The following is a 26,031-nucleotide window of genomic DNA, read 5'->3' as shown; positions in this document are numbered from 1 at the left end:
GAACATGATCGACCCGTTACAGCAGCTATTCAGGGGCCGCCTCAGGGACGACTGAACGGTTTCCCTTCCTCATCCTTACGGTTCAGCCGCTCGACCAACTCCTCGGCATCCTCTTCGGTGAGCATATCCATGACCACCCCATCGATAACGACCGCCTGTCCGGTGACTGCATCGACTACCGTCCAGTAGATGTTTAAGTTCTTGCGATGGCTATACCGCGCGGTTGCCATGACGTGTTCCTTTGGGCGTGGCGAGGCCTTGGCCTTCCTCTTCCCCTTCCGCGTCTCGATTCCCTTCTCTTGGGCGTTAAGGATAAATTCAAGGTTGCTCGCGGTATCGTGGGGTAACCGATCGAGAACCGCTCCGTCCGTTTCCGCAGCCTTTCCTTCGCGGTAGTCTATGACACGCCAAGTGCCGTCGGAGTTCTCCTCTAAGCCGTACCGCTTGTAGGGCATTGGTTCGCCTTCGGTTACCTTATTTCCACTAAACGCGGACCCCGGAGTGTTTGTTGCAGATACTCGAGACCCCATCGGATATACAGCACGCGCGGCGCCCCCGGCACCGCTTCGATATGCCTTACAATTCAAGATAACCGTTTGAAAAAGATCAATAAAGTTCTTCAAATCTGCGAATGATGCTTGGTTCTTTGCATTGCCCGCCACACTTGCGCCTCCCGACAAGTGTTTAAAGGTGTCGACTCCTCAGCACAATGAATGCCGTTTCCGCGCCGCTATCGGCAGGGAAAATCAAGTCCTTCCCCCCTAAATTCACGTCTCTGCTGCAGTCAGGTTGTAGGGGAACACAAGCCGGAACACCCTATGGGCGCTTGCGCTCAATCGCATCCCAGAGAAGGCTTGCGATATCAGCGCCGCCGAACTTGCGGACCTCGCGAATTCCGGTCGGCGACGTGACGTTGATTTCGGTCATGTAGTCGCCGATGACATCGATGCCAACGAGCAGGAAGCCGCGTTCCCTGAGCGCCGGGCCGATGCGTTGGCAGATTTCCTTTTCACGCGCCGTGAGCTCGGTCGCTTCCGCGCGGCCGCCGACATGCATGTTGGAGCGGCTGTCGTGGTCGGCAGGAACCCGGTTGATCGCGCCTGCCGGCTCGCCGTCAACCAGGATGATGCGCTTGTCGCCCTTGCGGACATCGGGAAGATACTGCTGGGCGATAAAGGGTTCGCGGAAGAGCTGGCCGAACATTTCGAGCAGCGAGGACAGGTTGCGGTCGTCCCTCGTCGAGTGGAAGACGCCGGCACCGCCGTTTCCGTAAAGCGGCTTCAAGATGATATCGCCCATCTCGTCGCGGAAGCGGCGGACCTCGGCCGCATCCTTGGTGATCAGCGTCTTCGGCATGAGATCGGCAAATTCGGTGACGAAGATCTTCTCCGGCGAATTGCGCACCCAGGCCGGATCATTGACAACGAGCGTCTTCGGGTGAATGCGTTCCAAGAGATGCGTGGAGGTGATGTAGGCCATGTCGAAGGGCGGATCCTGCCGGAGCAGCACGACATCCATGGTCGAAAGATCGACCCGTTCGGGCGCACCGAGCTCGAAATGATCGCCCTTCATGTCGCGCAGCAGCATCGGTTCGACGGAAGCGTAAAGCTTGCCGTCGCGGAGGCTCAGCCGCTCAGGCGTATAATGGAAAAGCTTGTAGCCTCGGGCTTGGGCCTCAAGACTCATGGCGAAGGTAGAATCGCCTGCAATGTTGATGCCTGCGACATGGTCCATCTGGACCGCTACGTTCTTGATATTGGCCATTTCCGTCCCTCAGTGAGTGCCGGACAGATGTAGGTCGCAAGCAAAGCAAACGCAACGGTCAATCAAGGACTTCCAGGTGCGGGCATCAAAGATTTCAGGCCGCGAGACCCTGCTGGCCGCTGCTGCGCAACAGGTTGCGAAGCCGATAGAGGATTGCCACAGGCCTGGGGAAGGGCTTGCGCAGAAAAGCGACCTTCCGGACGTAGTTGTCCACCCGCCAGTTCGCCCATGTGCCGCCCGCGAAGAACGCAACGTCGCCGGCGCGCAGCGTGCGTTCCGTTCCGTCTTCGGCGGTGACGTGCACCTCGCCTTCGAGGATCATCACCGTCTCGTCCCAGCCGAAGAACCAGCGGAACTCGCCGGCTGTGCAATCCCAGATCGCCGTGAGCGATGCGTCGTCATGACCGCGGGAATGTTCGGCCGTGCGCGCCTGCGGGTTGCCATCGACGATCCAGTCAGGATTGATCGGCGTCGATTTCATCGGCAGGTGGTCGCTGGAGTGTGCGACGAAATTCCTGCCGCGTGTTGGCGCGACCGCGTACGGCAGCGAACGCGCAGCCATTGCGACTGCGCTTGCGAGCATGAGCTTCACGGCCATGGAACCCCCCAAATTTGCTACCCCAATCATTGCGGAATAGCAGAGAGTCGTAACGGAGGCGTTCAAGCGGCCGCTAAAATTTTAGCAATCCATTCAAACCTCTACGATATGGCGTCTGCGACTGCCGGATGATGAGCAGTGATCGCAGCACCGGCACCGATGCGCTTGCCGGTATCATGCGCGAAGAAATGCAGCTTTTGCGGCGTGATCACGAAACGCAGTTCCGGTGCCAGCGCCGTTTCCGGGAAACGACCGCCGTCAGCGGCTGTTCGCCCGTAAGGCCATGCACGAGCCGCTGCGAGCCGAGTTCTTCGACATATTCCACAATCAGGCATCGCATATTCATTTGAACCTGCCAGCCGCAGATCCTCGGTACGAATGCCGACGTCACAGCGCCGGAAGACATGGCCGACCTATCTTTCGCCGGCTAATGGTCGTAGCTATCGCCCATCCTTGGCCTTCATATCTAGCAAGCGCTGGTAGAGTTCCTTGCGCGGCAATCCGGTGACGCGTGCTGCTTCGGCGGCTGCCTTTGCCGTCGGCATGGAAGTCGCAAGGTCGGCAAGGATGGCCCCCACATCCGCTTCGTCCGCCGGCCGCTCTTCCGGTGGGCCGACGACGAGCACGATCTCGCCCTTCACATTGTGGATTTCAGCATAATGCGCGGCAAGCTCCGCGAGCGTGCCGCGGCGGAACTCCTCATATGTCTTCGTCAGTTCGCGGCAAACGGACGCCCTACGGGTAGGCCCGAGCACGTCGGCGGCAGCAGCCAGCGTCGCGCCGATCCGGTGGGGCGATTCAAAGAAGAGGAGCGTCGCTGGAGCGGCGACAAATTCCGCCAGCCGGTCGCGCCGCGCCTTGTCCTTCGCCGGGAGGAACCCCGCAAACAAAAAGGCGTCGTTCGGCAGGCCCGAGCCGACAAGCGCGGCAAGCGGCGCCGATGCTCCCGGAATGGGCACGACACGGTAACCTGCTTCGATCGCCGACTGTGCAAGGCGATAGCCGGGGTCAGAGACAAGCGGCGTCCCGGCATCTGAGACAAGTGCAACAGACCTGCCCGCCTCCAGAGCCTGCAGCAATCGCGGACCCGCCTCATCGGCATTGTGCTCATGATAGGCAAAGGGCCGGTTCTGAATGCCGTATCGGTCGAGCAGAACGCGGGTCACGCGCGTATCCTCGCAGGCGAGCACATCGGCACCCGCCAGCGTTTCCAGTGCCCGCAACGTGATATCGCCCAGATTGCCGATCGGCGTAGCGACAAGATAAAGCGCCGCTTCCAGCGGGCGGGCTGGGATGGCGACATTGTGCAGGCGATAGCCGCGCTGCCTGCCGCCCTCGCCCGCTGTTTCCTCATTATTCAATTTCGATGGCTCCTTTGGCTCTCTGCCTTTATGCGCGGGGGTTTGGCCCGCAGCAAGTGTTCGGATTTCTGTGAGCATTGTCCCGGAAAACGGCAATTGCAGCGCTGCTGCGTCTCGCACCCCTTGCATTCGTCAACAAAGTTCTGCCATTTTGCCTGTCCACTCCTCCGGCCCGGAGCCGGACAGCATCTTCCGGCGCGTTTAGCGCGCTGGGGCAGTAACGGTCGAAAGCGGTAGCATCCCATGCGTATAACTATTGAGCGGTCAAACCTTTTGAAGTCGCTGAACCACGTTCACCGCGTGGTCGAACGTCGCAACACGATCCCGATCCTGTCCAATATCATGCTGCGCGCCGATGGCCAGAAGCTCGACATGAAGGCGACCGACCTCGATCTCGAAGTGACCGAAGCCACGCCCGCCAATGTCGAGCAGGGCGGCGCCACAACGGTTCCGGCGCATCTCCTTTACGACATTGTGCGCAAACTGCCGGACGGTTCGGAAGTTCTTTTGGCAACCTCGACGGATGGCGGCTCGATGGCTGTCCAGTCCGGCCGCTCGAAATTCTCGCTGCAGTGCCTGCCGGAATCCGATTTCCCGGATCTCACCGCCGGCACGTTCACGCATTCCTTCAAGCTGAAGGCAGCCGATCTCAAGATGCTGATCGACCGCACGCAGTTTGCGATCTCGACCGAAGAAACGCGCTACTATCTGAACGGCATATTCTTCCACACGATCGAAAGCGAGGGCGACTTGAAGCTGCGCGCGGTAGCGACCGACGGCCACCGCCTCGCACGTGCCGACGTGAAGGCGCCCTCCGGCTCCGAAGGCATGCCTGGCATCATCATTCCGCGCAAGACGGTCGGTGAACTCCAGAAGCTCGTCGACAATCCCGATGCGGTGGTCACCGTCGAAGTCTCAGATGCCAAAATCCGCCTCGGCATCGACTCGATCGTTATGACCTCCAAGCTCATCGATGGCACCTTTCCGGATTACCAGCGTGTGATCCCCACCGGCAACGACAAGGAAATGCGCGTCGATTGCACGACATTCGCCCAGGCTGTCGACCGCGTTTCGACGATTTCTTCCGAGCGCGGTCGCGCCGTGAAGCTCGCACTATCAGACGGCCAGCTTCTGCTCACCGTCAACAATCCGGATTCTGGCAGCGCGACGGAAGAAGTCGCCGTCGGTTACGACACGGATTCCATGGAAATCGGTTTCAATGCCAAATATCTGCTCGACATCACGGCGCAGCTTTCCGGCGATCAGGCGATTTTTCTGCTTGCCGATGCAGGCTCGCCGACGCTCATTCGCGATACCGCCGGCGATGATGCACTTTACGTTCTGATGCCGATGCGCGTGTAAACGCACGTCGCATTTGCAGCGGTAAAGTTTGCCGATTGCGACGTTTGGTCTTGTTTTTGCGCCAGAGGATGGCAAATAGATAGCTAGCGGTTTTGGTACATTATTCGTGGAGGACGGCATGGCGTTGCGGCTGAAAGAACGGCTCGGCAAGAAGTTCGATGAAGAAATCCGTTTCTTCAAGGGCATGATGCAGGGGCCGAAAACTGTCGGCTCCATCGTTCCCACCTCCTCCATCACCGCCCGCAAGATGGCAAGCGTCATCCACCTGAATTCCGGCCTCCCGGTTCTTGAACTCGGTCCCGGCACGGGCGCGATCACCAAGGCGATCCTCGGGCGCGGCGTGAAGCCGGAAAATCTCGTCGCCATCGAATATTCGACGGATTTTTACGAGCATCTCGTCCGCCTTTACCCCAGTGTCCGCTTCATCAATGGCGACGCCTTCGACCTCGACAAGACGCTCGGCGACCTCAAGGATCAGACGTTCGATTCCGTCGTTTCGGCCGTGCCGCTGCTGAACTTCCCGATGCAGGCGCGAATTGCGCTTCTGGAAAGCCTGCTCGACCGTATTCCGGCAGGCAGGCCGGTCGTGCAGATTTCCTATGGTCCGGTCTCGCCGATCATCGCGCGGCCGGAGCGCTACCACATCCAGCATTTCGATTTCATCGTCCGCAATATCCCGCCGGCCCAGCTCTGGATCTACCGACGCAGCTGATATGCACGGGCTGTACATCACCCACCCGCAAGTGAAAATCGATCCGAACGTCGCGGTGCCCAAATGGGGTTTATCCGAGATCGGCGAGGCGCGCGCGCGCAAGGCGGCTGAAAGCAGCTGGGCGAGGAAACTGCGCCGTATTATTTCCAGCGACGAGACGAAGGCCATCGAGACCGCGGAAATACTGGCTGCGACGGCAGGCGTGGCCATCGAAATCCGACATGGCATGCATGAGAACGACCGGTCCGCAACGGGCTTCCTGCCGCCTCCGGAGTTCGAGAAAGCTGCCGACTGGTTCTTCGCGCATCCGCAAGATAGTTTCAGAGGCTGGGAGCGTGCCGCCGATGCGCAGCAGCGCATCGTTTCGGCCTTCGAAGCTGTTCTCGCCGATCACGATCCGAACGAGCCGATCGCCTTTGTCGGGCATGGCGGGGTCGGCACGCTGTTGAAATGCCATCTTGAGAGCCGCGTCATGGCGCGCGATCGCGATCAGCCGCCCGGTGGCGGCAATCTCTATTGTTTCAGCCTTGCAGACCGGCGCTTATCATGCGACTGGACGCCCATGGAAAACTGGCAGGGACGGATGTGAGATGAACGCACGCGAGCGGCTGATCGTCGGGCTGGATGTTCCGACACTTGGCGAGGCGGAACAGATCGTCTCGACGCTCGGCGACGACGTTCTCTTCTTCAAGATCGGCTATCAGCTTGTCTTCGCCGGCGGTCTGGAATTCGCACGCGATCTCGCACAGAGCGGCAAGAAGATCTTCCTCGACATGAAGCTGCTCGATATCGACAACACGGTCGCTTCCGGCGTCGAGAACATCGTGAAGATGGGTATGTCCATGCTGACGCTGCATGCCTATCCCAAGGCGATGAAGGCTGCCGTCGAAGCGGCAAAGGGTTCCGAACTCTGCCTGCTCGGCGTGACCGTCCTTACCTCGATGGACGAACAGGATCTGATCGCTGCAGGTTACGAATACGACCCGCATACACTGGTGCTGCGCCGCGCCGAACAGGCGCTGCTCGCCGGGATGGGCGGCGTCGTCTGCTCCGCGGAAGAATCCGCGGCCGTTCGGAAAATCGTCGGACCCGGAATGGCAATCGTCACCCCCGGCATCCGCCCGGCAGGTAGTGAAAAGGGTGATCAGAAGCGTGTCATGACCCCCGCCGATGCGCTGAAGGCCGGCTCAAGCCACCTCGTCGTCGCCCGCCCGATCGTCAAGGCGCCCGATCCGAAGGAAGCGGCACGCGCCATTCTTGCCGAGATGGAAGCCGCGCTCTGACGCTTGGCGAAGGACGCGGCTGATACTGAACATATCAGCGATTTGGATGACGTGGGCAACCGTCAACAGGAGGAGATAACCATGGCAAAAGGATACTGGATTGCACGCGTCGATGTTCGCGATCCCGAGCGCTACAAGGATTACGCCGCGGCAGCTAAGCCGGCCTTTGAAAAATACGGCGCAAACTTCCTCGCCCGCGGCGGTGCAATCACCGAACTTGAAGGTAAATCGCGAGCCCGAAACATCGTCATCGAGTTCCCGTCCATGCAGGCTGCGGTCGATTGCTACAACTCCCCGGAATACCAGATTGCCGCCAAGATCCGCCAGGAAGTCGCCGACGCGGAAATGGTGGTTGTTGAAGGCGTCTGAGCACTCTTTGGATCTGCGAAGCTGAGGCAAGATGGACCTTTCCGTCGCGCCGGGTTTCGGCTAATACGAGTGCCGATCAACGCGTCCATCCAAGCCTTTCGAGGAGCCTGCCATGACCCTTGCCAACCTGCCGCCGCTCGTGACCGTGTTCGGAGGTTCTGGCTTTCTCGGCAGGCATATCGTGCGCGCCCTCGCAAAGCGCGGCTATCGCATCCGCGTCGCCGTGCGGCGGCCGGATCTGGCAGGTTTTCTGCAGCCGCTCGGCAATGTCGGCCAGATTTCTTTTGTCCAAGCGAACCTGCGCTACCGCACTTCGGTCGATCGCGCCGTCGAGGGTGCCGACTTCGTCATCAACTGTGTCGGCGTGCTCTTTGAGGCCGGCCGCAACACCTTCGATGCGGTGCAGGAATTCGGTGCGCGCGCCGTGGCGGAAGCCGCCCGGGCATCCGGCGCGAAGCTCATCCATATTTCGGCAATCGGCGCCGACGCCAATTCGGATTCCAGCTATGCCCGCACCAAGGGCCGCGCGGAGGCGGCAATCCTTTCGACCAAGAAGGACGCCATAATCTTCCGTCCGTCGATCGTTTTCGGGCCGGAAGACGGCTTCTTCAACAAATTTGCGGAGATGGCTCGCCTTTCGCCAGTGCTTCCCCTCATCGGTGGCGGCAAGACGAAGCTGCAGCCGGTCTACGTAGAGGACGTGGCAGAAGCCGTGGCACGCGCCGTCGAGGGCAAGGCTGCGAGCGGGATGATCTATGAACTCGGCGGTCCGGAAGTGCTCACCTTCCGCGAATGTCTTCAGGTCATGCTGAAGATCACCGCCCGCAAAAACCGGCTGGTTTCCATTCCCTTCAGCATCGCTTCGCTGATCGGCAGCGTCGCTTCGCTCATTCCCTTCGTTAAGCCCCCGATCACGGCCGATCAGGTTCGCCTGCTGAAGCGCGACAATGTCGTTTCAACGAAGGCCGAAACGGATGGCCTCACGTTGAAGGCTCTCGGCGTCACGCCGACAATGCTGGCCTCCGTACTGCCGTCGTATCTGGTGCATTACCGCCCGCATGGTCAGTACACGGGTTCGGGAAAATCAGCCTGAGAAATTATCGCACCGGTTGAACGCCGCGGTGTTTGCTCACAGACGGCGTTTTTCTTTTTGCTTCTTTCAGGCAACCGGGCAAGTTTCGCGTGCTTTCTATAACGCCGAGCCGGAACGGCGTTGCATAAAAGACGCATTAAAAATTTAGTGAAATTAACGCCACATTTAGCAGCAACGTTTATTGCTATTTGCCATTCCACTGACTACACACCCCGCGCGTCCTGAAACGGACTCAGCGCCATTTGCGGCGCGCTAAATCGACTTGAAAGGCTTTATTCGATGGGCAAGTCAATCGCGCTTCTTTTTGCGTGTGCGGCACTGGTTATCCTCGCAGGTTCCTTCATTGCGCCCGGCTCGGTCGCAGCGGTGAAGGGCGGCTGCGCGCCGGCTTATGGCATCGATCCCTGCTCCACAGCCTCTCTCAACCACTGAGGCAAAGGCCGGCTCCTTCCGGAGCCGCCCCGGATGTCAAATATCTGAAAATCAGCCGAACAACGTCAAGCCGATCAGGCCTGCCGCGCCAATGAAGATTCGCCACCAGGCGAAGGGCGCATAGCCCCGGATCGAGACGAAATCGAGCAGCGCGCGGACAACGAAGAGCGCCGAGACGAAAGCCGCCACGAAGCCGATGACGATGAGCATTCCGTCATCGAAGCTCAGCATATTGCGGTTCTCGTATAAATCCAAAGCAAAGGCGCCGACCATCGTCGGCATGGCGAGAAAGAACGAAAATTCGGCTGCAGAGCGCTTGTCGGCACCCATCAGCAACGCGCCCACGATCGTGGCGCCCGAGCGGGATGTTCCCGGGATCATTGCCAGGCACTGGAAGAAGCCTATCTTCAGCGCCATCGGCAAGGAAAACTCCGTCACATCATGATACTTCGGCTTGAACTGGATCTTGTCGACGGCAAGGAGGACGAGGCCGCCAAGGATGAGGACGACGCAGATCAGCATCGGCGTTTCGAAGAGCACGTTCTTGATGAAGTCATGCGCAATTGCGCCGATAACGGCTGCAGGCAGAAAACCAAAGAGTACGGCAAGGACGAAATGTCGCGCCCGCGCGCTGCGGGGCAACGCAAGCGCCAGGCTCAGCAGCCGCTTGAAATAGACGAGAAGAATCGCAAGGATCGCCCCGAGCTGGATGAGAACGACAAATGTATTGCCCGGCGACCGAAAGCCCAGGAAATGCCCTGCGAGCAGGACATGGGCCGTCGAGGAAACCGGTATGAATTCAGTAAGGCCTTCAATAAGGCCTAGAATGAGTGCACTAAAGATATCAGCCATGTTTTATCCCTTGTGAGGCGGGGCCAGGCCCGATTTGCTTGTATTGAAGGGGCCAAGCTCCTATAGCTGCAACGAATGAGTCATGACTAGGGCGCTATGAACATGAGTGCACCAGAGCATGCCGCGAGAAATCAACAATTCGGGTATCGATGCCGACGCTTTATCATCATCCTATGTCATCCGCTTCACGCTTCGTCCGGCTGATTTTGAGCGAGTATGGCTTTCAGGCAGATCTCATTGAAGAGCAGACCTGGGAAAAGCGGCGCGACTTTCTGGCGCTCAATCCTGCCGGTACCTTGCCGGTCTACGTGGACGACAGCATGCGCGCTCTTTGCGGCGCGACTGTCATTTCGGAATATCTCGATGAAACGCATGGCGTGCTGAAGCGCGACCGGCGTCTTCTCGCGGAAGATCCCTTCCAGCGCGCGGAAATCCGCCGCCTCGGTGAGTGGTTCATGCAGAAGATGGAGACGGATGTAACTCGGCCCCTGGCGCGCGAGCGCGTGTATAAACTGCAGATGAGCGCAGATCAGGGCGGCGGAGCACCGGATTCGAAGATCCTGCGCACGGCGCGCGCCAACATCCGCCAGCATATGAAATACCTGACCTGGCTTGCCGGTTCGCGGCAATGGCTGGCAGGAGATCGCATGAGCTATGCCGACCTCGCTGCGGCCGCTTCGCTATCGATCCTCGACTATCTCGGCGAGATCGACTGGACGGAATCGCCGATCGCCAAGGATTGGTATCAGCGCATGAAATCACGGCCGTCCTTCCGCCCGCTACTGACAGAGCGGGTGCGTGGACTGACACCCGTCTCTCACTACGCAGACCTGGATTTCTGACGAGGGCTTTCGATGCCCGAACGGATAGCAGACGATAAAGAACGCAAGCGCCGCGACAATTTGACCGCCTTTGTTCGCGCCGAGGCGGCAACGCTCGGCTTTGAGCTCTGTCGCATCACGCGGCCCGATTCGATACCCGAAGCGAAGGAACGGCTTGGCGAGTTCATCGATGCCGGACGTCACGGCACGATGGAATGGATGGCTGAAACGCGCGATCGCCGCGGCGATCCTCGCACGCTGTGGAGCGATGTGAAATCCATCGTCGTCTTCGGTCTCAACTACGGCCCCGGGGAAGACCCACGCTCTATTCTTGAAAAGCCGGACAAGGCGGCAATCTCCGTCTATGCGCGCAATCGCGATTATCACGACGTCATCAAGGGACGGCTCAAGGAGATCGCGACCCGCTTTGCAGCACGGGCCGGGGCCGACGTCAAAGTCTTTGTCGACACTGCACCGGTGATGGAAAAGCCGCTCGCCGCGGCAGCAGGTCTCGGCTGGCAAGGCAAGCATACCAATCTGGTCAGCCGCAGCCACGGCTCCTGGCTCTTCCTCGGCTCGATGTTCACGACGGCCGATCTCAATATAGACGATGCTGAGATCGATCACTGCGGCTCTTGCCGCGCCTGCCTCGATGCCTGTCCGACCAATGCATTCCCGGCGCCCTATCAGATCGATGCACGGCGCTGCATCTCGTACCTGACGATCGAGCACAAAGGTCCGATCGATTTCGAATTCCGGCCGCTGATCGGCAACCGGATCTATGGTTGCGACGACTGCCTTGCCGCCTGTCCGTGGAACAAGTTTGCCGTCTCGGCATCCGAAATGAAGTTGCAGGCGCGCGACGACCTGAAAGAGCCGTCGATCGCCTTTCTCCTGACGCTGGACGACGCGGCTTTCCGGATTTTTTTCAGCGGCTCGCCGGTCAAGCGCATCGGCAGAGCCCGCTTTATCCGTAATGTATTGATCGCCGCCGGCAATTCCGGTGATCACAGCCTCGCCGATCAATGCCGATGGCTGGCCACTGACGCTTCTCCGGTAGTTCGCGGCATGGCAATCTGGGCGCTTTCGCGATTGATGGAGCCTGGCGAATTTGCCGTCTTTGCGGCACAAAGGCCGGATGAGACCGATGCCGGCGTACTTGCGGAATGGCAATTGGCGGGAGTGGTGTGATGCATGTGATGATTTTCGGCTGCGGTTATTCCGGCACGGCGATTGCCAAGGCTTTCTCAGCCGGAAGCGCCCGCATTTCCGGCACAACCAGATCGGCCGACAAGGCTGAGCTCCTCCGCAGCCAAGGGATCGAAGCCTTCATTTTCGATGGCGAGATAATCAGCGACGCCTTGCTTGGCGCCATGGAAAGCGTCACACACCTCGTCCAATCGATCGCGCCGCGGGAAGTCGGAGACCCGTTGATCAATCTCGCAGGCGGCCAGCTCGGCAAGATGATGCCGGCGCTTCAGTGGATCGGCTATCTTTCCACCGTTGGCGTTTACGGCGACCACCAGGGTGAGTGGGTTAGCGAAGAGACCGTCTGCGTTCCTGTCTCCGGGCGATCGAAGGAAAGGCTCGAGGCAGAGGATGCGTGGCTGGCGCTCGGCAAGGACCTCGGTATTCCGGCCGCCGTACTGCGGCTGGCGGGCATCTACGGCCCGGGCCGGAATGCTTTCGTCAATCTAAACCGGGGCACGGCCCGTCGCTTGATCAAGAAGGATCAGGTTTTCAATCGTATCCGCGTTGAGGATATCGGCGCGTCGGCGCGCTACCTCTCAGACCGGTGCCTTGGCGGCATATATAACGTGACGGATGACCTGCCCGGCCCGCCGCAGGATGTCATTGTCGAAGCAGCGGGGCTGATGGGTGTTGCGCCGCCTCCGGAACAACCCTTCGAAACCGCCGAGCTGACGCCGATGGCACGCTCCTTCTACGGCGAGAACAAGCGTGTTTCAAACGCCAAATTGAAAGCCGCGGGCTACACCTTTTCCTTCCCGAATTACCCGATGTCGCTTGCGCAATTGTGGCAGAGCGGACGGTGGCGCGGTTAACCCGAACGGGCCATTCCGGTACATTTGAAATGAGTAGAAAATTCCTACTTTGGCATTCTCGCGATCTGAATTTCGCTCCGTATTATGGTTAACGGCCTCTGAATTTGCGCAAATGAGGCATCAATTGTGGCAAGATCGGAAAATTATTTTTGTTACTTTTGCAACATAGCAAGTCAGTGCGCTGCGGCAGAAAAAATCGTTCTAATTTTACCTGATTTTCTTATCTTTTTTCCACTTGCTCGACAACTGCACTTTTTCAACTCGAATTCCGCCAGACTCACAAATATTACGCACTGTAACATTCCGTGATAATCCGCGGCACTTTTTCGCCACTTTTCGCCGGATTTAAGCCCCGCCGCCCTTAAAGGCGCAAGTTCAATAGTTGAGGGATAATCCGTTTTGAAGAATATCAGCCGTTCTATAATCACTGCCGTAGCTATTGCAGCTAGTTCTTTCATGCTTCCCGCCGAAGGATTTGCTGCAGCCGGATGTGGTGGTGCTTCGTGGTACGCACTGCATTCCAAAACAGCTTCCGGCGAACGTATGAACCCTGCCATTTTGACTGCCGCTCACCGTTCGCTCCGCTTCGGCACCAAGCTTAGAGTCACCAACCGCAACAATGGCCGCAGCGTTATTGTTCGCGTCAATGACCGTGGCCCGTTCATCCGCGGCCGTGTTCTCGACCTTTCGCGCGCGGCCGCACAGAACATCGGCATGGTCCGCTCGGGTACCGCCAAGGTTTGCTACGAAGTCGTCGCCGCCAGCTAAAGGCGTCCGATACCAGCGCCGGACGGCGCTTGCTCTTGCCGTCAATCGCGGCTACCACGCGGTTGAGACTTGTGAAATTATCCGCAGCGTCAGTCACGCTTCCGCGGATTGTGCACACGTCCGTGGCAACAGGAGTTTCGTGAATGCGTTTGGGCGGCCGCCTCGAGGGGGCGATTTCGGTTCTTGCTGATATCGATCAGCGCAAGAGACCTGTCGCCGACGCGCTGAAGGATTGGGGCCTTGCGCATCGTTTCGCCGGCTCCGGCGATCGCGCCGCAATCGGCAACATCGTTTATGATGCGCTGCGCATGCGGCTTTCACACGGGTTTCTGATGGACGACGACAGCCCGCTGGCGATCGCCTATGCCGTCATGTTCCGCCAGTGGGGTTTCACGCCGGAAGCGCTTGCCGCTGAACTCTCCGACGATAGGTTCGCGCCGCCTTCGCTGCCCGATGCAGCGCTTACAGCCTTCCAGAGCCGGGCTCTTTCCTCCGCGCCTGTCCACGTCCAAGGTGATATTCCCGAGTGGGTGCAAAGCTCCTTCGAGACGGCATTCGGCGACAGCTGGCTGGCCGAAGCACAGGCGCTCGCCTCCCGCCCGACGCTCGACCTGCGCGCCAACATTTTGAAGGCCAGCCGCGAAAAGGCGGTCAAAGCGCTTGAAAGAGCCGGTGCTCATGAAGCGAAGATCGCGCGATATGGCATCCGGATTCCCGCCGGCGAAGGCGCCTCACGGCTTCCGAACGTCACAGCCGAGCTTTCCTTTCAAAAAGGCTGGTTCGAAGTTCAGGACGAGGGATCGCAGATCGTTGCCGATCTGGTGCTGCCGAAGGATGGAGAACAGGTGCTCGACTATTGCGCCGGAGGCGGAGGCAAGACGCTTGCCATGGCGGCAGCGATGCACAACAAAGGCCAGATCCATGCCTATGACGCCGACCGCAAACGCCTTGCGCCGATCATCGAACGCCTGAAGCGCGCCGGTACGCGCAATGTTCAAGTGCATGACGATACAAAGGCGCTTTCGAGCCTGCGCGCTCGCTGCGACAAGGTGCTAGTCGACGCCCCCTGCACGGGCACCGGCACGTGGCGCCGCCGCCCCGATACCAAATGGCGGCTGACGGCGAAGAACCTCGATGAGCGCACGAGCCAGCAACAGGATGCTTTGAAGCAGGCGAGCGCCTTCGTGCGCCCCGGCGGCGAGCTGATCTACGTCACCTGTTCCGTGCTCCCGCAGGAGAATGAACAACAGGTCCGACGCTTCGCCGCGGAAAATCCGGCATTCTCCATCGAAAGCGCCCTGGCTGCCTGGGACGAGCTATTCGGCAAGAATGCCCCGCGCCCGCGTTCGTCGGATGGTGAAACGGTTACGCTGACACCGGCATCGACTGATACGGACGGCTTCTTCTTCTGCCGGATGCAGCGTAAAGATTAAGGCGCCTGATGTGATGGCGCACCCGCGGAAGATCCAGATCAGAAATTGAACAATTGCACGCTAATAGATCAATTTTCCGCCCTTTTCCAAGTAAAGTCCTTTCTGAACAAGCGCTTTTTAAACAAGTTCCATTCTTAAAATCATTCCAAACTAGAGTGTTTGACACTGGTTTTCTTTTGCGCGAAGAGATTCGGGCGATTTCAGACGGATATCCGTCATAGGAGAGGACCATGAAGCTCAACAAGAATTTCTGCGCAGCATTGGCGCTGGCGATAGCACCCCTATCCAGCCCGGCTCTCGCGGACACCGATGCTGCGGCCGTCGTGAAGCATTATGCCGAAGTGGCGCATGCAAAATACGAGGACTCGCTGATCACCGCAAAGGCGCTCGACAAGGCGATTGACGCCTTCCTGAAGACGCCGAACGACGAGACGCTGAAGGCTGCCAAGGATGCGTGGCTTGCGGCCCGTGTTCCTTATCAGCAGACGGAAGTCTACCGCTTCGGCAATCCGATCGTCGATGACTGGGAAGGCAAGGTCAACGCTTGGCCGCTCGATGAGGGCCTGATCGATTATGTCGATGCCTCCTACGGCGCGGAAAGCGACGAGAACGCGCTCTATGTTGCAAACGTCATCGCCAACAAGACGATCAAGATCGACGGCAAGGATATCGACGCTTCCAAGCTGACGCCGGAGTTCCTGTCCGGCACGCTGCAGGAAGCAGGCGGCGTCGAAGCCAATGTCGCGACCGGCTACCATGCCATCGAATTCCTCCTCTGGGGCCAGGACCTGAACGGCACCGGTCCGGGAGCGGGCAGCCGCCCGGCAACCGATTACGACCTCAAGAATTGCACGCATGGCAATTGCGATCGCCGCGCCGAATATCTGAAGTCGGCATCCACGCTTCTGGTCTCCGACCTGCAGGAAATGACCGATAATTGGGTGGCTGACGGTGCTGCGACGAAGAACGTCGAAGCCGATCCGAAGGCGGGTCTCGTCGCGATCCTGACCGGCATGGGCTCGCTCTCCTACGGCGAACTCGCCGGCGAGCGCATGAAGCTCGGCTTGTTGCTGCACGATCCGGAAGAGGAGCATGATTGCTTCTCCGACAACACCTATAACTCGCACCTCAACGATGCGATCGGCATCGCCGCCGCTTACAGCGGGGAATATACCCGCGTCGACGGAACGAAGCTGACCGGCCCGTCGCTGCACGATCTCGTTGCCGCGAAAGACAAGGCACTCGATACCGAAGTCGCGGGCAAGCTGAAGACGACGCTTGATGCAATGCATGCCATGGCAAAACGCGGCGAGACGGTCGAGAAGTACGACCAGATGATCGCCGAAGGCAACAAGGACGGCAACGCCGCCGTTCAAGCCGCTATCGACGGTCTCGTTGACCAAACGAAGTCGATCCAGCGTGTTATTGCCGCACTCGATCTTGGCACGGTTCAGCTTGAAGGTTCCGACAGCTTGGATAAGCCTGACGCTGTCTTCCAATAAGCAAAAAGGCGGGCCGCTTCCAAACCCAAGCGGCCCGAACTCTGAAATGCCGCACAATCCGGCTCGTCGCGTTTTTCTCTGCGCTGCTTTCTGCGCCACGCTTGCCGCCCTTCCGGTGGCTCTCGCCGCCGGTGTTAATCTTCCGACGAAACGCACCGATCTTTCCGATGCCGATTTGAAGCGCGTCGAGGCTGTGACGCGCCCGGCGAGTGATTTTTCCAAAGCCGAGCCATACGAGGCGATGCAGGCGGGTGCCGCCACATCGGTCGATCCGGTAACGCAGGATTCCTTTTCGCATATCTCGGCAAACATCCCCTTCGAGGAAGAGCAGAACTTCACGCTCGGCAACGCACTCTTCAAGAAGCTCTGGGTTTCCGCGCCATCCTCGACACAGGCGTCGGATGGCCTCGGGCCGCTCTTCAATGCGCGCTCCTGCATGAGCTGCCACGTCAACGACGGACGCGGCAGGCCACCGGAAGGCGGCGTCAGCGCCACATCGATGTTCTTTCGCCTTGGACGAGCAGCGGCGACATCGGAAGAAGGAGAGGTGATCGCAAATGCTAGCGCCGTCAATTTCCCGGACCCTACTTATGGTCATCAGCTGCAGGACCTTGCCGTGCCCGGTCTCGCCGCCGAGGGGAAGATGGCCATTCGCTATGCGGAACAGACCGTTACGCTTGCCGGCGGAGAAACAGTCTCATTGCGTGCGCCGACCTACGAAGTGAAGGATCTTGCCTACGGCCCGCTCGATCCGGCGACAACGATATCGCCGCGCGTCGCCCCGGCGATGATCGGGCTCGGCCTCATCGAAGCCATTCCAGCAGCCGACATCCTCGCGCATGCCGACCCGGACGACAAAGATGGTGACCGCATTTCAGGCAAGGCTGCCATCGTGCGTGATCATCGCACAGGCGCAGTCGCCCTTGGCCGCTTCGGGTGGAAGGCACAGAATGCAACTGTGCGCGACCAGAGCGCTGCCGCCTTCTCCAGCGACATCGGCATATCGACGCCCGACCGGCCGGATGCACATGGGGATTGCTTGCAGGCCGAGATAAAATGCCAAAAAATGCCGACCGGTGTTCAAAAGCGCCTGGGCAATGAAGAGGCGCCCGGGCCCGTCCTCGATCTCGTGACCTTCTATTCCGCGAATCTAGCCGTACCGGCGCGGCGAAAGGCAAGTTTCCCCGACACGCTGAGGGGTAAGGAACTTTTCTATCAGTCCGGCTGCATATCCTGCCACGTACCCAAATTCGTCACACGTCGGGATGCCGCCGAAAAAGCTCAGTCCTTTCAGCTTATCTGGCCTTATTCGGATTTCCTGCTGCACGATATGGGCGAAGGTCTTGCCGATGGCCAGCAAGTTGGCCACGCAAGCGGACGTGAATGGCGCACGCCGCCGCTATGGGGTATAGGACTGACCCGGACTGTCAGCGGACACAGCTTTTTCCTCCACGACGGCCGCGCCAGAAATCTCACCGAAGCGATCCTCTGGCACGGCGGCGAAGCCGAGAAAGCCCGCGATGCATTCTCCTCTCTGCCGAAAGACGATAGAGAGGCCCTGATCAGATTCCTGGAGTCCCTGTAATGCGCCTTTGGCAACCTCTCGTGCTTTCATTCATGCTTGCGGCATCGGCAATTGCACAGACTGCGTCGACGCCGACGGGGCTGAACGAGGAGGCGGTGCCTGGCGTGATGGCGCGGGCCGTCGACGAGGTGATCCGCCCCGGCTACCGCAACATGCAACAGTCTACGGCACGCTTGACGACGGCGATGAAGGACCTCTGCGAGGGTGGCACACAGCAGACTTTGGACAAGGCCAAATCTGCTTTCGACGATACGATCCGCTATTGGTCGATCATCGAGATCGTGCAAACCGGCCCGGTAATGCACGACAATCTCTTCGAACACATCCTCTTCTTCCCTGACCGAAAGGGCGTCGGCCTCAGACAGGTACAGGCACTGCTCGCCAAGGCCGACCCGAAGGATGCAACGGTCGACTCGATCGGGGAAAAGAGCGTCGCCTTGCAGGGTCTGACGGCGCTTGAATACGTGCTTTACGGCAACGGCTCAGACGATCTCCTCAAACAAAAGAACGGGTTCCGCTGCCAATATGGCGCTGCTGTCGCGGGCAATATCCAGCGCGAGGCAGGCGAAGTCGTTGCGGCTTGGGAAAAGCCGGACGGCGTGCAGGCAAGCTGGAAACGTCCCGGTCCCCAAAGCGAAGATTTCATGGATAACAAGGAAGCGGTGACCGCGCTTCTCGGAATTCTTGTCCATGGCGTCGAAACCGTCCGCGATCAGCGGCTGGAGCTGTTTTACAAAGGCCGGGATGACACGGCACCGCGCCCGCGCATGGCTATCTATTGGCGCTCGAAAAACACCTGGAAATCGATGACGGCAAACCTCGAGGGACTGCGCACGCTCTGGCAGAAGGCCGGAATGGCAGAACTTCTGCCTGCCGACAAGAAACCCGTTGCTGATGCAATCGAGGCGAACTTCAAGACCCTGCTTGATACCGTCCCGAAGCTCAATCCGGATATCGACGTGGCAACCAGCGATGCGGAGAAAGCCAAGCTCGACGCATTTCTGGCGACGAGCCGTGAATTGATCACCCGCATCAGCGACGAATATGGCGGCGCGATCGGCCTTTCGGCCGGCTTCTCCTTCTCCGACGGGGACTGAGCCGATGTGGCGGAGTGCTGCGATCGACCGACGCAGTTTCGTCAAGGCAGCAGGCCTGAGCTTTCTCGCCCCATTGCAGCCGCGCGGGCTGCTGGCACTTGAGCGCGCGGATGCGGTTTATGCCTCGGGCATCCGCGCCGCCGACGGCTCCTTCGCGGTCGCGACCGTGACCGAACGCGGCGAAATCGTCGATCAGGTCACCCTGCCCGCACGTGCCCATGGCATGGCTTTCAGCCCAACCACCGGCAAGACCGTCGCCTTCGCTCGCCGTCCCGGCACCTACGCAATGATCTTCGATCCCTGGAACAGGGGTGAGCCGATCGTTATCACCTCCGCCGAAGGCCGCCACTTCTACGGACACGGTACCTTTTCGCCGGACGGCCGGTTGCTTTATGCCAGTGAGAACGATTTTGACGGCAATCGCGGCATGATCGGTCTCTACGACGTGACAAGCCACTTCGCCCGCATCGGCGAGTTCCAGACCCATGGGGTCGGCCCGCACGATATGACCGTCTCCGATGACGGCCGCTGGCTTGTCATCGCCAATGGTGGCATCGAGACCCATCCGGATTTCGGCCGCACGAAGCTCAACCTCGGCAACATGCAGCCATCGCTGACGCTGATCGATGCGTCCAATGGCACGCTCATCGAAAAACATGTGATGCCGCGGCAATGGTCGCAGGTCTCGACCCGTCACGTCGATATCGACGCCAATGGCCGCGTGTGGTTCGCATGCCAGTACGAGGGCAACCGCAACGACCTGCCGCCGCTCGTCGGCCACTTCGCCAAAGGCGAGGAACTAACCTTCGTCGATCTGCCGGAGAAAACGACCCGCCAGCTCGGCAATTATGTCGGCGCCATTGCCGTCAACCGCAAGGACGCCCTCGTCGGCGTGACGTCGCCGAAGGGTGCATCGGCGATCATCGACGCCAACTCCGGCAAGGTCTTGGCCGAAGACATCATCCCCGACGCTGCCGGCATCGCGCCCGCCCGGCATGGATTTGCTGTCTCTTCCTATGACGGTGAGTTCCTTGCGACGCGCAGCAATGTGGCATGGGATCAGCATATCGTCAGGATTGCCCGCGAGCGCGCTTGATCTTCAGCCAGTACTTATGCTGCGGACCGTCTTTGCGGCACTCGGCTCGATCGCATATCGGAACTGCTTCCCTTTCATCCTTGTCGAAACCGGCGCGCCGTGCCACTTTCGCGGTCGCAAGGGGACAAATGCATGAGCGTTAGGAACAACGGCGACTTCCGCGAACGGATCCGTCAGAATTTTAGCCGCCAGGCGGCAATGGAAACGATCGGCGCCGAGCTGACGCGCGTCGAGCACGGCGTGGTGGAGATCGAACTTCCCTTCGACGTCAAGCTCACGCAACAGCATGGCATTCTTCATGCCGGCATCATTTCGGCAGCTCTCGACAGCGCCTGTGGCTTTGCCGCCTACAGTGTCATCGACGCCGATGCCTCGATCCTGACGATCGAATTCAAGGTCAACCTGATGTCGCCTGGGCGCGGCGAGCGCTTCCTGTTCCGCGGCGAGATCACCAAACCAGGCTCCAATATCATCGTCGCCGACGGGCGCGGCTATGCGATCGGCGACGGACCGGCCAAGCTGATCGCCTCCATGACGGGAACGATGATGGTCGTTCGCGGCAGAGAGGGAATTACGGGATGAAATTTGAACTGAAGCCGGTCGCCGGCAAGTCCATCCTCTTCGTCATGGCGGCGGCAGCCGAATATGGCCCCTTCCTGCGCTCTCGTTTCGAACCGCTGATGACAGGCGTCGGTCCGGTCGAGGCGGCGGTCGCGATGACGAAGACGCTTTCCCGGCTCGATCAGGCCGACGACCTGCCGCAGCTTGTCGTCTCTCTCGGCTCGGCAGGTTCCGCGACGCTTGAGCAGACAGAAGTCTATCAGGTTTCTTCCGTTTCCTACCGCGACATGGATGCGTCGCCGCTTGGTTTCGAGAAGGGCCACACACCCTTCCTCGATCTTCCAGCGGTCATCGATCTGCCGCTCCGCATTCCCGGTATTCCTGAGGCCAGCCTTTCCACCGGTGGCAACGTCATTTCGGGGTCGGCCTACAGGAATATCGCTGCCGACATGGTGGACATGGAAACATTCGCGATTCTGCGCGCCTGCCAGGGCTATAAGCTGCCGCTGATCGGCCTTCGCGGAATCTCCGACGGCGCTGAAGAACTGCAGCACATTTCCGGCTGGACGGAGTATCTGCACGTGATCGATCGCAAGCTCTCCTATGCCGTCGATAGCCTATTCACAGCGCTCGAGGATGGTGTTTTCTGGTTCTGAAACCCTTAAAGCAGGGACAATCAAGACAATAAAATCCCGGCTCGGCCGATTTCCTGGATTGCCAGGACGGGTGCTTTTCATTAAAGGCTCGCCATGACCCAGACAGCACATCCCGACAGCGTCCTCATCGTCGATTTCGGCAGCCAGGTGACCCAGCTGATCGCACGCCGCGTGCGCGAGGCGGGTGTGTACTGCGAGATCGTTCCCTTCCAGTCCGCCGAAGAGGGCTTCAAGCGCCTTCAGCCGAGGGCCGTAATCCTGTCCGGCAGCCCGGCTTCGACGGTCGATGAAGGTTCGCCCCGCGCACCGCAGATCATCTTCGACAGCGGCCTGCCGGTCTTCGGTATCTGCTACGGCCAACAGACGATGTGCATGCAGCTCGGCGGCAAGGTCGAGAGCGGCCATCACCGCGAATTCGGCCGCGCTTTCCTGGACGTCGACAAGGACTGCCCGCTGTTCGAAGGGCTGTGGTCGAAGGGTTCGCGCCATCAGGTCTGGATGAGTCACGGCGACCGCGTCACGGCGCTGCCGGAAGGCTTCGAGGTCGTCGCGACCTCCTCCAACGCGCCATATGCTTTCATCGCCGACGAAAAGCGCAAATATTACGGCGTGCAGTTCCATCCGGAAGTCGTGCATACCCCGGACGGCGCGAAGCTTATCGGCAACTTCATTCACAACATCGCCGGTATCAAGGGCGACTGGTCGATGTCGGCCTATCGCCAAAAGGCGGTCGAGCAAATCCGCCAGCAGGTCGGCGACAAGCGCGTCATTTGCGCGCTTTCCGGCGGCGTCGACAGCTCGGTCGCAGCTCTCCTCATTCATGAAGCGGTCGGCGACCAACTCACCTGCATCCTGGTCGATCATGGCCTGATGCGCAAAGACGAGGCAGCGAGCGTCGTTGCGATGTTCCGCGAGCATTACAATCTACACTTGCTACATGTCGATGCCTCGGACAGGTTCATCGGCGAGCTCGAAGGCGTCAGCGATCCGGAGACCAAGCGAAAGATCATCGGGCGCTTGTTCATCGAGACCTTCGAGGAAGAAGCCAAGAAGCTCGGCGGCGCCGATTTCCTGGGCCAGGGCACTCTCTATCCGGATGTGATCGAAAGCGTATCCTTCACCGGCGGCCCATCGGTTACCATCAAGTCGCACCACAATGTCGGCGGTTTGCCGGAGCGCATGAACATGCAGCTCGTCGAGCCGCTGCGTGAGCTCTTCAAGGACGAAGTGCGCGCACTCGGCAAGGAGCTCGGCCTGCCCGATAGCTTCATCGGCCGCCATCCCTTCCCAGGCCCGGGGCTCGCAATTCGCTGCCCGGGCGGCATCACTCGCGAGAAGCTCGACATCCTGCGCGAAGCCGATGCCATCTATCTCGACGAAATCCGTAAAGCAGGTCTCTACGATGCGATCTGGCAGGCCTTCGCGGTGCTGCTTCCGGTCCAGACCGTCGGCGTCATGGGCGACGGGCGCACCTACGAATTCGTCTGCGCGCTTCGCGCCGTCACCTCGGTCGACGGCATGACGGCGGATTTCTATCACTATGACATGGAATTCCTCGGCCGCGCCGCAACCCGCATTATCAACGAAGTGCGCGGCATCAACCGTGTGGTTTACGACGTGACTTCGAAGCCGCCCGGCACGATCGAGTGGGAGTGACGGGGTAGTAGAAACGGCGGTAGACGGTGGCAAACGGGTGGTTTCTTCGGAATGCTGTCTCCGATAGACGATGAAAGGTGGCGATCGATTGCCGGTGGTCGCCCCGGCTGAAGTCCACAGCCGCCCGTCGACCACGTAGAGCGACTTCGCGTCGACGGTGACCGACGGATAGGCGGCGGCAAGCGGTGTGCAGGCATCCCAATGGGTGGTGACGCGATGCCCATCGAGCAATCCAACCCTTGCAAGGACGATCACGCCGGAACACACGGAGCCGAACCGTTGCGCCTTGCGCGCCATCTTAGGAAGCCATGCTGTGTTGATTTCCGCTTCAAATTGAACCGTATTTCCACTTGGCAGTGATCCGGTCTGCCTTCCGTAGTGATATGAAACAGATGGTCCATCCAACCCAATCGCCGGGTCAGCACGAAACGACAAACCGAGTCAATTTGAAGCGGAAATCAACACCCTAGTCGCCGCGCGCGTGCTTGGTTCACGGAAATCGTGAGCGCAGGAGTGGTCGTCTTCGGGAATTGTGGCGTCCGCGATGGCTACTCCAACCCCGGCAGGCCCCCGATAGCGAAGGACAAGCTACCGATCGGTAAAGATCTTGACAGATTAGCTGCGCCTAATCTTTACTGACCGGTAATTCGGCGGATGCGGTCCACATGGTCAAGCTGCTCTCAACCAACGCCTCAAGCTCACGTTGGCTTGCGCCGGCCCCTCCCTGCATGAGGATGCCGTGCATCAGGGATTGGACAAAGCGCACGAGACCTTCGACATTGACGGTCGGCAACAGGTCGCCGTCGCGTTTGGCCCGCTCAAACCGGGCCGCGAGCAAGTCGCGCCCGATGGCCTGGCGCCTGAGGACTTCGTTGCGAATGGGCTGCGCCTCATCACCGCCTTGCATTGCGTTAAGAACCATGAGGCAGCCGCGCGGTTGCCCCTCTGCCTGTTGATCGCGTAGCGCTCCCCTGAGCAGCGCTTCGAACACGCCTCGCGCCGTCGGAGCTTGGAGCGCTTCAGTTAGGTAGTCTTTACGAAGTGACTGATAGAGGTCGAGGGCCTTGAAAAACAATGCTTCTTTGTTGCCGAATGCGGCGTAGAGACTGGGTCGAGTGATTCCCATCGCCTCAGTAAGATCATTCAACGATGCGCCCGCGAAACCCTTGGTCCAAAAGACCTTCATGGCAGCATCGAGCGCTGTGTCAGCGCTGAACCTTCGCGGGTCGCGGCTTAACTCGCCTGCCGGTGCCGCCCCCCTCGATGAGGTGCTCGCGGCGGCTGCAACGTCGCTGATCGCCCGCCAGGCCGCCACCGCCTGTTCGGCACCCTCTCTCAGTTCGGCGTGCGGCGCTCCGCCGGCGGCTTTCATAGCGAGGCCGCCGAGAACCGACGTCACATAGCTCGCCAGCCTTGAGGCATCAGCGTCCAGGGGGAGCTCGCCAGTCCGTTTCGCCTCTTCGAACCGGTCTCGAAGCTTCAGTTCTGCCGATTGGCGGCGATGAAGCAGCGCAGCGGGGACGTCGGCATTCTCGCTGCCCATCGCCAAGCCCGCATGGACGAGGACGCGGCTGGACTCCTGCGCTGGCGAGGTCGTCAGCAAGCGTTTGACGACTTCTTCGGCTGTCGGGGCTGCGAGTGCCCATTCCCAGTGCTCGTCCTCGCGAGCGCTACAGCGCCTGAGAACGGCGTCGAAGAGCCCGCGCTTGCTTCCAAAGGCGGCGTAAATGCTGGGAGAGTTCAAGCCCATCGCGGCCGTCAGCTCCGCCATGGTTGATCCGTCGTAGCCGCGGCGGCCGAACACGTCCGCTGCGCGATCGAGCACTTCACTTTCTTCGAACGCGCGAGGACGAGCCATTGACAGTCTTCCATTTTGTAACGTACATAACACAACTGGATTGGTCATCCGCCAATCGCGACGTGAGACACCAGTCGTTTTGTAGCAGGCGTTAGGCCTGCCTGGCTAGATCAGTCAGTAAATTAGGAGGTAAAACATGAGTACGTTCCGCTTCGAGCAGCACGGTACAGTGGGCAAACTGATCTTGCTCGGTGACGCGGCCAGCGGGCAGGGAGCCGACTATCCGTCGTCTCTGAGAGCTGCCGTGCGCCAAGCATACGCGAGCGATATCCGCGTTCTTCACCTGACTTCTGCATCCGGTAGCTTCGCCGTGGCAGAAGACCTCGGTGAAATCGCAAACAAGGGATCGAAATTCCTTGAAGCATTCGCCGCGGACATCATGGCCTCGTATCGTGCGATTGAGGAATTGCCGGTACCTACAGTCGCCTCAGTCGCCGGAATGGCGCTGGGTGGTGGTTTCGAACTTCTTCTCGCATGCGATTTCCTTGTGGCGGCAGAGTCCGCAATGCTTCTCTTCCCCGAGGTGTCGGTCGGTGGCGTCCCCATGGCGGGCGGAGTACAGCGACTTGCTGATCGAGTAGGCAGCGCGCGCGCCACGCGGCTGGTCCTGCTCTCGGAGCCGATTATTGGGAAGGTCGCGGTGGATCTCGGTGTCGCAACCCACCTGGCTCCTGATGCCGAACTGGAGAAAGTCGCGGGTGATCTCGTACAGCGCCTCGCGAACGGCCCGACCCTCGCATACGGGAAGACTCGCTCACTGATCCGAGCTTGGTCGTCGGGCGGCGTGTCGGCTGCGGACATCATCACCGCTCAACTCTCCACTGGCATTCTCGACACCAAGGATGCCGCAGAGGGAATGGCCATTGCAGCCGCAGCTCTGCGGAAGGGTGAGCCAATTCCGCAGATCCAGTTTTCTGGACGATAATTCCATCAAGCCTTGATCAATACTACTCCGATATTGGGCAGCGGCTCGCCTGCTGCCCGACGTCGAAGCTTGATGAGCAGTATTATCCGCCTCGAAGGTGGAGCGCGCAGTTAAATCTCCGGGTTTTCTAATCGTAATACTTGGTGGTGCGCGCTCCAGGAACGTAAACGACTGCCTCGCAGCA

28 protein-coding genes and 1 pseudogene are annotated in these 26,031 nt (G+C 59.7%); 20 read left to right on the top strand and 9 right to left on the bottom strand.

The features are described from left to right. Nucleotides 1-41: 41 nt before the first annotated feature. The 5 genes from QA644_RS35185 to rsmI form a co-directional block, all read right to left on the bottom strand. Nucleotides 42-455: a hypothetical protein gene (locus QA644_RS35185; protein ID WP_338112275.1), complete on the bottom strand. Its 414-nt coding sequence runs from the start codon at nt 453-455 to the stop codon at nt 42-44. A gap of 361 nt (nt 456-816) precedes the next feature. Next, the gene (gene gshB, locus QA644_RS20990) at nt 817-1,764 is read right to left on the bottom strand and encodes a glutathione synthase (RefSeq protein WP_074066376.1); all 948 of its coding nucleotides are present in this window, start codon (nt 1,762-1,764) and stop codon (nt 817-819) included. Between the two features lie 94 nt (nt 1,765-1,858). Further along, nucleotides 1,859-2,362: a cupin domain-containing protein gene (locus QA644_RS20985; RefSeq protein ID WP_074066375.1), complete on the bottom strand. Its 504-nt coding sequence runs from the start codon at nt 2,360-2,362 to the stop codon at nt 1,859-1,861. Between the two features lie 208 nt (nt 2,363-2,570). Then, complete coding sequence (locus QA644_RS20980) at nt 2,571-2,768, bottom strand: hypothetical protein (RefSeq protein ID WP_283070424.1); 198 nt, start codon at nt 2,766-2,768, stop codon at nt 2,571-2,573. Nucleotides 2,769-2,802: 34 nt separating this feature from the next. Further along, a complete protein-coding gene (gene rsmI, locus QA644_RS20975; protein ID WP_246763257.1) occupies nt 2,803-3,723 on the bottom strand; it encodes a 16S rRNA (cytidine(1402)-2'-O)-methyltransferase in 921 nt (306 codons plus the stop codon). A 243-nt stretch (nt 3,724-3,966) separates the two neighbouring features. On the opposite strand from rsmI, the gene dnaN reads away from it, so the two are divergent. From dnaN to QA644_RS20940, 7 genes are all read left to right on the top strand, one after another. After that, nucleotides 3,967-5,085 carry a DNA polymerase III subunit beta gene (gene dnaN / locus QA644_RS20970; RefSeq protein WP_074066373.1) on the top strand — a complete coding sequence of 373 codons (1,119 nt, stop codon included), beginning with the start codon at nt 3,967-3,969 and terminating at the stop codon, nt 5,083-5,085. Nucleotides 5,086-5,203: 118 nt separating this feature from the next. After that, a complete protein-coding gene (gene pmtA / locus QA644_RS20965; RefSeq protein ID WP_194728723.1) occupies nt 5,204-5,797 on the top strand; it encodes a phospholipid N-methyltransferase PmtA in 594 nt (197 codons plus the stop codon). A gap of 1 nt (nt 5,798) precedes the next feature. After that, nucleotides 5,799-6,386 carry a histidine phosphatase family protein gene (locus QA644_RS20960; protein ID WP_283070420.1) on the top strand — a complete coding sequence of 196 codons (588 nt, stop codon included), beginning with the start codon at nt 5,799-5,801 and terminating at the stop codon, nt 6,384-6,386. 1 nt (nt 6,387) lies between these two features. Beyond that, nucleotides 6,388-7,080: an orotidine-5'-phosphate decarboxylase gene (gene pyrF / locus QA644_RS20955; RefSeq protein ID WP_194728721.1), complete on the top strand. Its 693-nt coding sequence runs from the start codon at nt 6,388-6,390 to the stop codon at nt 7,078-7,080. Between the two features lie 81 nt (nt 7,081-7,161). Further along, nucleotides 7,162-7,449 (top strand): DUF1330 domain-containing protein, encoded by a 288-nt coding sequence (locus QA644_RS20950; protein ID WP_283072423.1) that lies wholly within the window; start codon nt 7,162-7,164, stop codon nt 7,447-7,449. A gap of 112 nt (nt 7,450-7,561) precedes the next feature. Further along, entirely contained in the window at nt 7,562-8,542 is a 981-nt protein-coding gene (locus tag QA644_RS20945; protein ID WP_074066368.1) for a complex I NDUFA9 subunit family protein, read from the top strand. Nucleotides 8,543-8,821: 279 nt separating this feature from the next. Next, nucleotides 8,822-8,974 (top strand): hypothetical protein, encoded by a 153-nt coding sequence (locus QA644_RS20940; RefSeq protein WP_027510599.1) that lies wholly within the window; start codon nt 8,822-8,824, stop codon nt 8,972-8,974. A 51-nt stretch (nt 8,975-9,025) separates the two neighbouring features. On the opposite strand, the gene QA644_RS20935 is transcribed toward QA644_RS20940, so the two are convergent. Further along, nucleotides 9,026-9,826 (bottom strand): undecaprenyl-diphosphate phosphatase, encoded by an 801-nt coding sequence (locus QA644_RS20935; RefSeq protein WP_074066367.1) that lies wholly within the window; start codon nt 9,824-9,826, stop codon nt 9,026-9,028. Between the two features lie 149 nt (nt 9,827-9,975). Between QA644_RS20935 and QA644_RS20930 the strand changes: the two genes are divergently transcribed. From QA644_RS20930 to QA644_RS20920, 3 genes are read left to right on the top strand one after another with little or no spacing between them, the layout of a single operon-like run. Continuing rightward, nucleotides 9,976-10,668, top strand: coding sequence for a glutathione S-transferase family protein (locus QA644_RS20930; protein WP_022713395.1), 693 nt, complete (start codon nt 9,976-9,978; stop codon nt 10,666-10,668). Between the two features lie 12 nt (nt 10,669-10,680). Further along, complete coding sequence (gene queG, locus QA644_RS20925) at nt 10,681-11,838, top strand: tRNA epoxyqueuosine(34) reductase QueG (protein WP_283070416.1); 1,158 nt, start codon at nt 10,681-10,683, stop codon at nt 11,836-11,838. After that, entirely contained in the window at nt 11,838-12,710 is an 873-nt protein-coding gene (locus tag QA644_RS20920; RefSeq protein ID WP_283070414.1) for an SDR family oxidoreductase, read from the top strand. Before queG ends, QA644_RS20920 begins: the two co-directional genes overlap by 1 nt. A gap of 173 nt (nt 12,711-12,883) precedes the next feature. Here the strand turns inward: QA644_RS20920 and QA644_RS20915 are convergent, their stop codons facing one another. After that, on the bottom strand, nt 12,884-13,168 hold the full coding sequence (locus QA644_RS20915; RefSeq protein WP_283072460.1) for a hypothetical protein: 285 nt from the start codon (nt 13,166-13,168) through the stop codon (nt 12,884-12,886). Between QA644_RS20915 and QA644_RS20910 the strand changes: the two genes are divergently transcribed. From QA644_RS20910 to guaA, 9 genes are all read left to right on the top strand, one after another. Beyond that, a complete protein-coding gene (locus QA644_RS20910) occupies nt 13,110-13,478 on the top strand; it encodes a septal ring lytic transglycosylase RlpA family protein (RefSeq protein ID WP_074066364.1) in 369 nt (122 codons plus the stop codon). The genes QA644_RS20915 and QA644_RS20910 overlap by 59 nt on opposite strands. A 143-nt stretch (nt 13,479-13,621) precedes the next feature. Next, on the top strand, nt 13,622-14,911 hold the full coding sequence (locus QA644_RS20905) for an RsmB/NOP family class I SAM-dependent RNA methyltransferase (protein WP_283070412.1): 1,290 nt from the start codon (nt 13,622-13,624) through the stop codon (nt 14,909-14,911). 230 nt (nt 14,912-15,141) lie between these two features. Beyond that, nucleotides 15,142-16,413: an imelysin family protein gene (locus tag QA644_RS20900; RefSeq protein WP_283070410.1), complete on the top strand. Its 1,272-nt coding sequence runs from the start codon at nt 15,142-15,144 to the stop codon at nt 16,411-16,413. A 46-nt stretch (nt 16,414-16,459) separates the two neighbouring features. After that, nucleotides 16,460-17,998 carry a di-heme oxidoredictase family protein gene (locus QA644_RS20895; RefSeq protein WP_283070408.1) on the top strand — a complete coding sequence of 513 codons (1,539 nt, stop codon included), beginning with the start codon at nt 16,460-16,462 and terminating at the stop codon, nt 17,996-17,998. Beyond that, a complete protein-coding gene (locus QA644_RS20890) occupies nt 17,998-19,095 on the top strand; it encodes an imelysin family protein (RefSeq protein WP_283070406.1) in 1,098 nt (365 codons plus the stop codon). The genes QA644_RS20895 and QA644_RS20890 overlap by 1 nt, the downstream gene beginning before the upstream one ends. A 4-nt stretch (nt 19,096-19,099) precedes the next feature. Beyond that, nucleotides 19,100-20,191 (top strand): DUF1513 domain-containing protein, encoded by a 1,092-nt coding sequence (locus tag QA644_RS20885; RefSeq protein WP_283070404.1) that lies wholly within the window; start codon nt 19,100-19,102, stop codon nt 20,189-20,191. Nucleotides 20,192-20,323: 132 nt separating this feature from the next. Next, nucleotides 20,324-20,773 (top strand): PaaI family thioesterase, encoded by a 450-nt coding sequence (locus QA644_RS20880; protein ID WP_283070402.1) that lies wholly within the window; start codon nt 20,324-20,326, stop codon nt 20,771-20,773. After that, nucleotides 20,770-21,408, top strand: a complete 639-nt coding sequence (locus QA644_RS20875) for a 5'-methylthioadenosine/S-adenosylhomocysteine nucleosidase (RefSeq protein ID WP_283070400.1) — start codon at nt 20,770-20,772, stop codon at nt 21,406-21,408. The genes QA644_RS20880 and QA644_RS20875 overlap by 4 nt, the downstream gene beginning before the upstream one ends. A gap of 93 nt (nt 21,409-21,501) precedes the next feature. Next, complete coding sequence (guaA, locus tag QA644_RS20870) at nt 21,502-23,064, top strand: glutamine-hydrolyzing GMP synthase (RefSeq protein ID WP_074066356.1); 1,563 nt, start codon at nt 21,502-21,504, stop codon at nt 23,062-23,064. Nucleotides 23,065-23,217: 153 nt separating this feature from the next. On the opposite strand, the pseudogene QA644_RS20865 reads toward guaA, so the two are convergent. After that, a pseudogene (locus QA644_RS20865) lies at nt 23,218-23,361 on the bottom strand (DJ-1/PfpI family protein); the annotation flags it as partial. Between the two features lie 328 nt (nt 23,362-23,689). Then, nucleotides 23,690-24,922 (bottom strand): TetR/AcrR family transcriptional regulator, encoded by a 1,233-nt coding sequence (locus tag QA644_RS20860; protein WP_283070398.1) that lies wholly within the window; start codon nt 24,920-24,922, stop codon nt 23,690-23,692. Between the two features lie 136 nt (nt 24,923-25,058). Here QA644_RS20860 and QA644_RS20855 point away from each other — a divergent pair, with 136 nt between their 5' ends. Beyond that, nucleotides 25,059-25,847, top strand: a complete 789-nt coding sequence (locus QA644_RS20855; protein ID WP_283070396.1) for an enoyl-CoA hydratase/isomerase family protein — start codon at nt 25,059-25,061, stop codon at nt 25,845-25,847. Nucleotides 25,848-26,031: the final 184 nt, after the last annotated feature.

Origin of the sequence: Rhizobium sp. CC1099 (assembly GCF_029714385.1) — a bacterium.
In the GTDB taxonomy this organism is placed as follows: Bacteria; Pseudomonadota; Alphaproteobacteria; order Rhizobiales; family Rhizobiaceae; genus Rhizobium.
This window is presented reverse-complemented; position numbering and strand designations above follow the sequence as displayed.

Bases quoted from the DNA above. Each gene is read 5' to 3' on its own strand.
- pyrF (WP_194728721.1), top strand. From the start codon at position 6,388: ATGAACGCACGCGAGCGGCTGATCGTCGGGCTGGATGTTCCGACACTT.
- QA644_RS20855 (WP_283070396.1), top strand. From the start codon at position 25,059: ATGAGTACGTTCCGCTTCGAGCAGCACGGTACAGTGGGCAAACTGATC.
- gshB (WP_074066376.1), bottom strand. From the start codon at position 1,764: ATGGCCAATATCAAGAACGTAGCGGTCCAGATGGACCATGTCGCAGGC.
- QA644_RS20920 (WP_283070414.1), top strand. From the start codon at position 11,838: ATGCATGTGATGATTTTCGGCTGCGGTTATTCCGGCACGGCGATTGCC.
- QA644_RS20905 (WP_283070412.1), top strand. From the start codon at position 13,622: ATGCGTTTGGGCGGCCGCCTCGAGGGGGCGATTTCGGTTCTTGCTGAT.
- QA644_RS20960 (WP_283070420.1), top strand. From the start codon at position 5,799: ATGCACGGGCTGTACATCACCCACCCGCAAGTGAAAATCGATCCGAAC.
- QA644_RS20860 (WP_283070398.1), bottom strand. From the start codon at position 24,922: ATGGCTCGTCCTCGCGCGTTCGAAGAAAGTGAAGTGCTCGATCGCGCA.
- QA644_RS35185 (WP_338112275.1), bottom strand. From the start codon at position 455: ATGCCCTACAAGCGGTACGGCTTAGAGGAGAACTCCGACGGCACTTGG.
- QA644_RS20985 (WP_074066375.1), bottom strand. From the start codon at position 2,362: ATGGCCGTGAAGCTCATGCTCGCAAGCGCAGTCGCAATGGCTGCGCGT.
- QA644_RS20875 (WP_283070400.1), top strand. From the start codon at position 20,770: ATGAAATTTGAACTGAAGCCGGTCGCCGGCAAGTCCATCCTCTTCGTC.
- guaA (WP_074066356.1), top strand. From the start codon at position 21,502: ATGACCCAGACAGCACATCCCGACAGCGTCCTCATCGTCGATTTCGGC.
- pmtA (WP_194728723.1), top strand. From the start codon at position 5,204: ATGGCGTTGCGGCTGAAAGAACGGCTCGGCAAGAAGTTCGATGAAGAA.
- dnaN (WP_074066373.1), top strand. From the start codon at position 3,967: ATGCGTATAACTATTGAGCGGTCAAACCTTTTGAAGTCGCTGAACCAC.
- QA644_RS20915 (WP_283072460.1), bottom strand. From the start codon at position 13,168: ATGAAAGAACTAGCTGCAATAGCTACGGCAGTGATTATAGAACGGCTG.
- QA644_RS20895 (WP_283070408.1), top strand. From the start codon at position 16,460: ATGCCGCACAATCCGGCTCGTCGCGTTTTTCTCTGCGCTGCTTTCTGC.
- QA644_RS20980 (WP_283070424.1), bottom strand. From the start codon at position 2,768: ATGTCTTCCGGCGCTGTGACGTCGGCATTCGTACCGAGGATCTGCGGC.
- QA644_RS20930 (WP_022713395.1), top strand. From the start codon at position 9,976: ATGCCGACGCTTTATCATCATCCTATGTCATCCGCTTCACGCTTCGTC.
- QA644_RS20945 (WP_074066368.1), top strand. From the start codon at position 7,562: ATGACCCTTGCCAACCTGCCGCCGCTCGTGACCGTGTTCGGAGGTTCT.
- QA644_RS20940 (WP_027510599.1), top strand. From the start codon at position 8,822: ATGGGCAAGTCAATCGCGCTTCTTTTTGCGTGTGCGGCACTGGTTATC.
- QA644_RS20950 (WP_283072423.1), top strand. From the start codon at position 7,162: ATGGCAAAAGGATACTGGATTGCACGCGTCGATGTTCGCGATCCCGAG.
- QA644_RS20885 (WP_283070404.1), top strand. From the start codon at position 19,100: ATGTGGCGGAGTGCTGCGATCGACCGACGCAGTTTCGTCAAGGCAGCA.
- QA644_RS20880 (WP_283070402.1), top strand. From the start codon at position 20,324: ATGAGCGTTAGGAACAACGGCGACTTCCGCGAACGGATCCGTCAGAAT.
- QA644_RS20890 (WP_283070406.1), top strand. From the start codon at position 17,998: ATGCGCCTTTGGCAACCTCTCGTGCTTTCATTCATGCTTGCGGCATCG.
- QA644_RS20900 (WP_283070410.1), top strand. From the start codon at position 15,142: ATGAAGCTCAACAAGAATTTCTGCGCAGCATTGGCGCTGGCGATAGCA.
- QA644_RS20935 (WP_074066367.1), bottom strand. From the start codon at position 9,826: ATGGCTGATATCTTTAGTGCACTCATTCTAGGCCTTATTGAAGGCCTT.
- queG (WP_283070416.1), top strand. From the start codon at position 10,681: ATGCCCGAACGGATAGCAGACGATAAAGAACGCAAGCGCCGCGACAAT.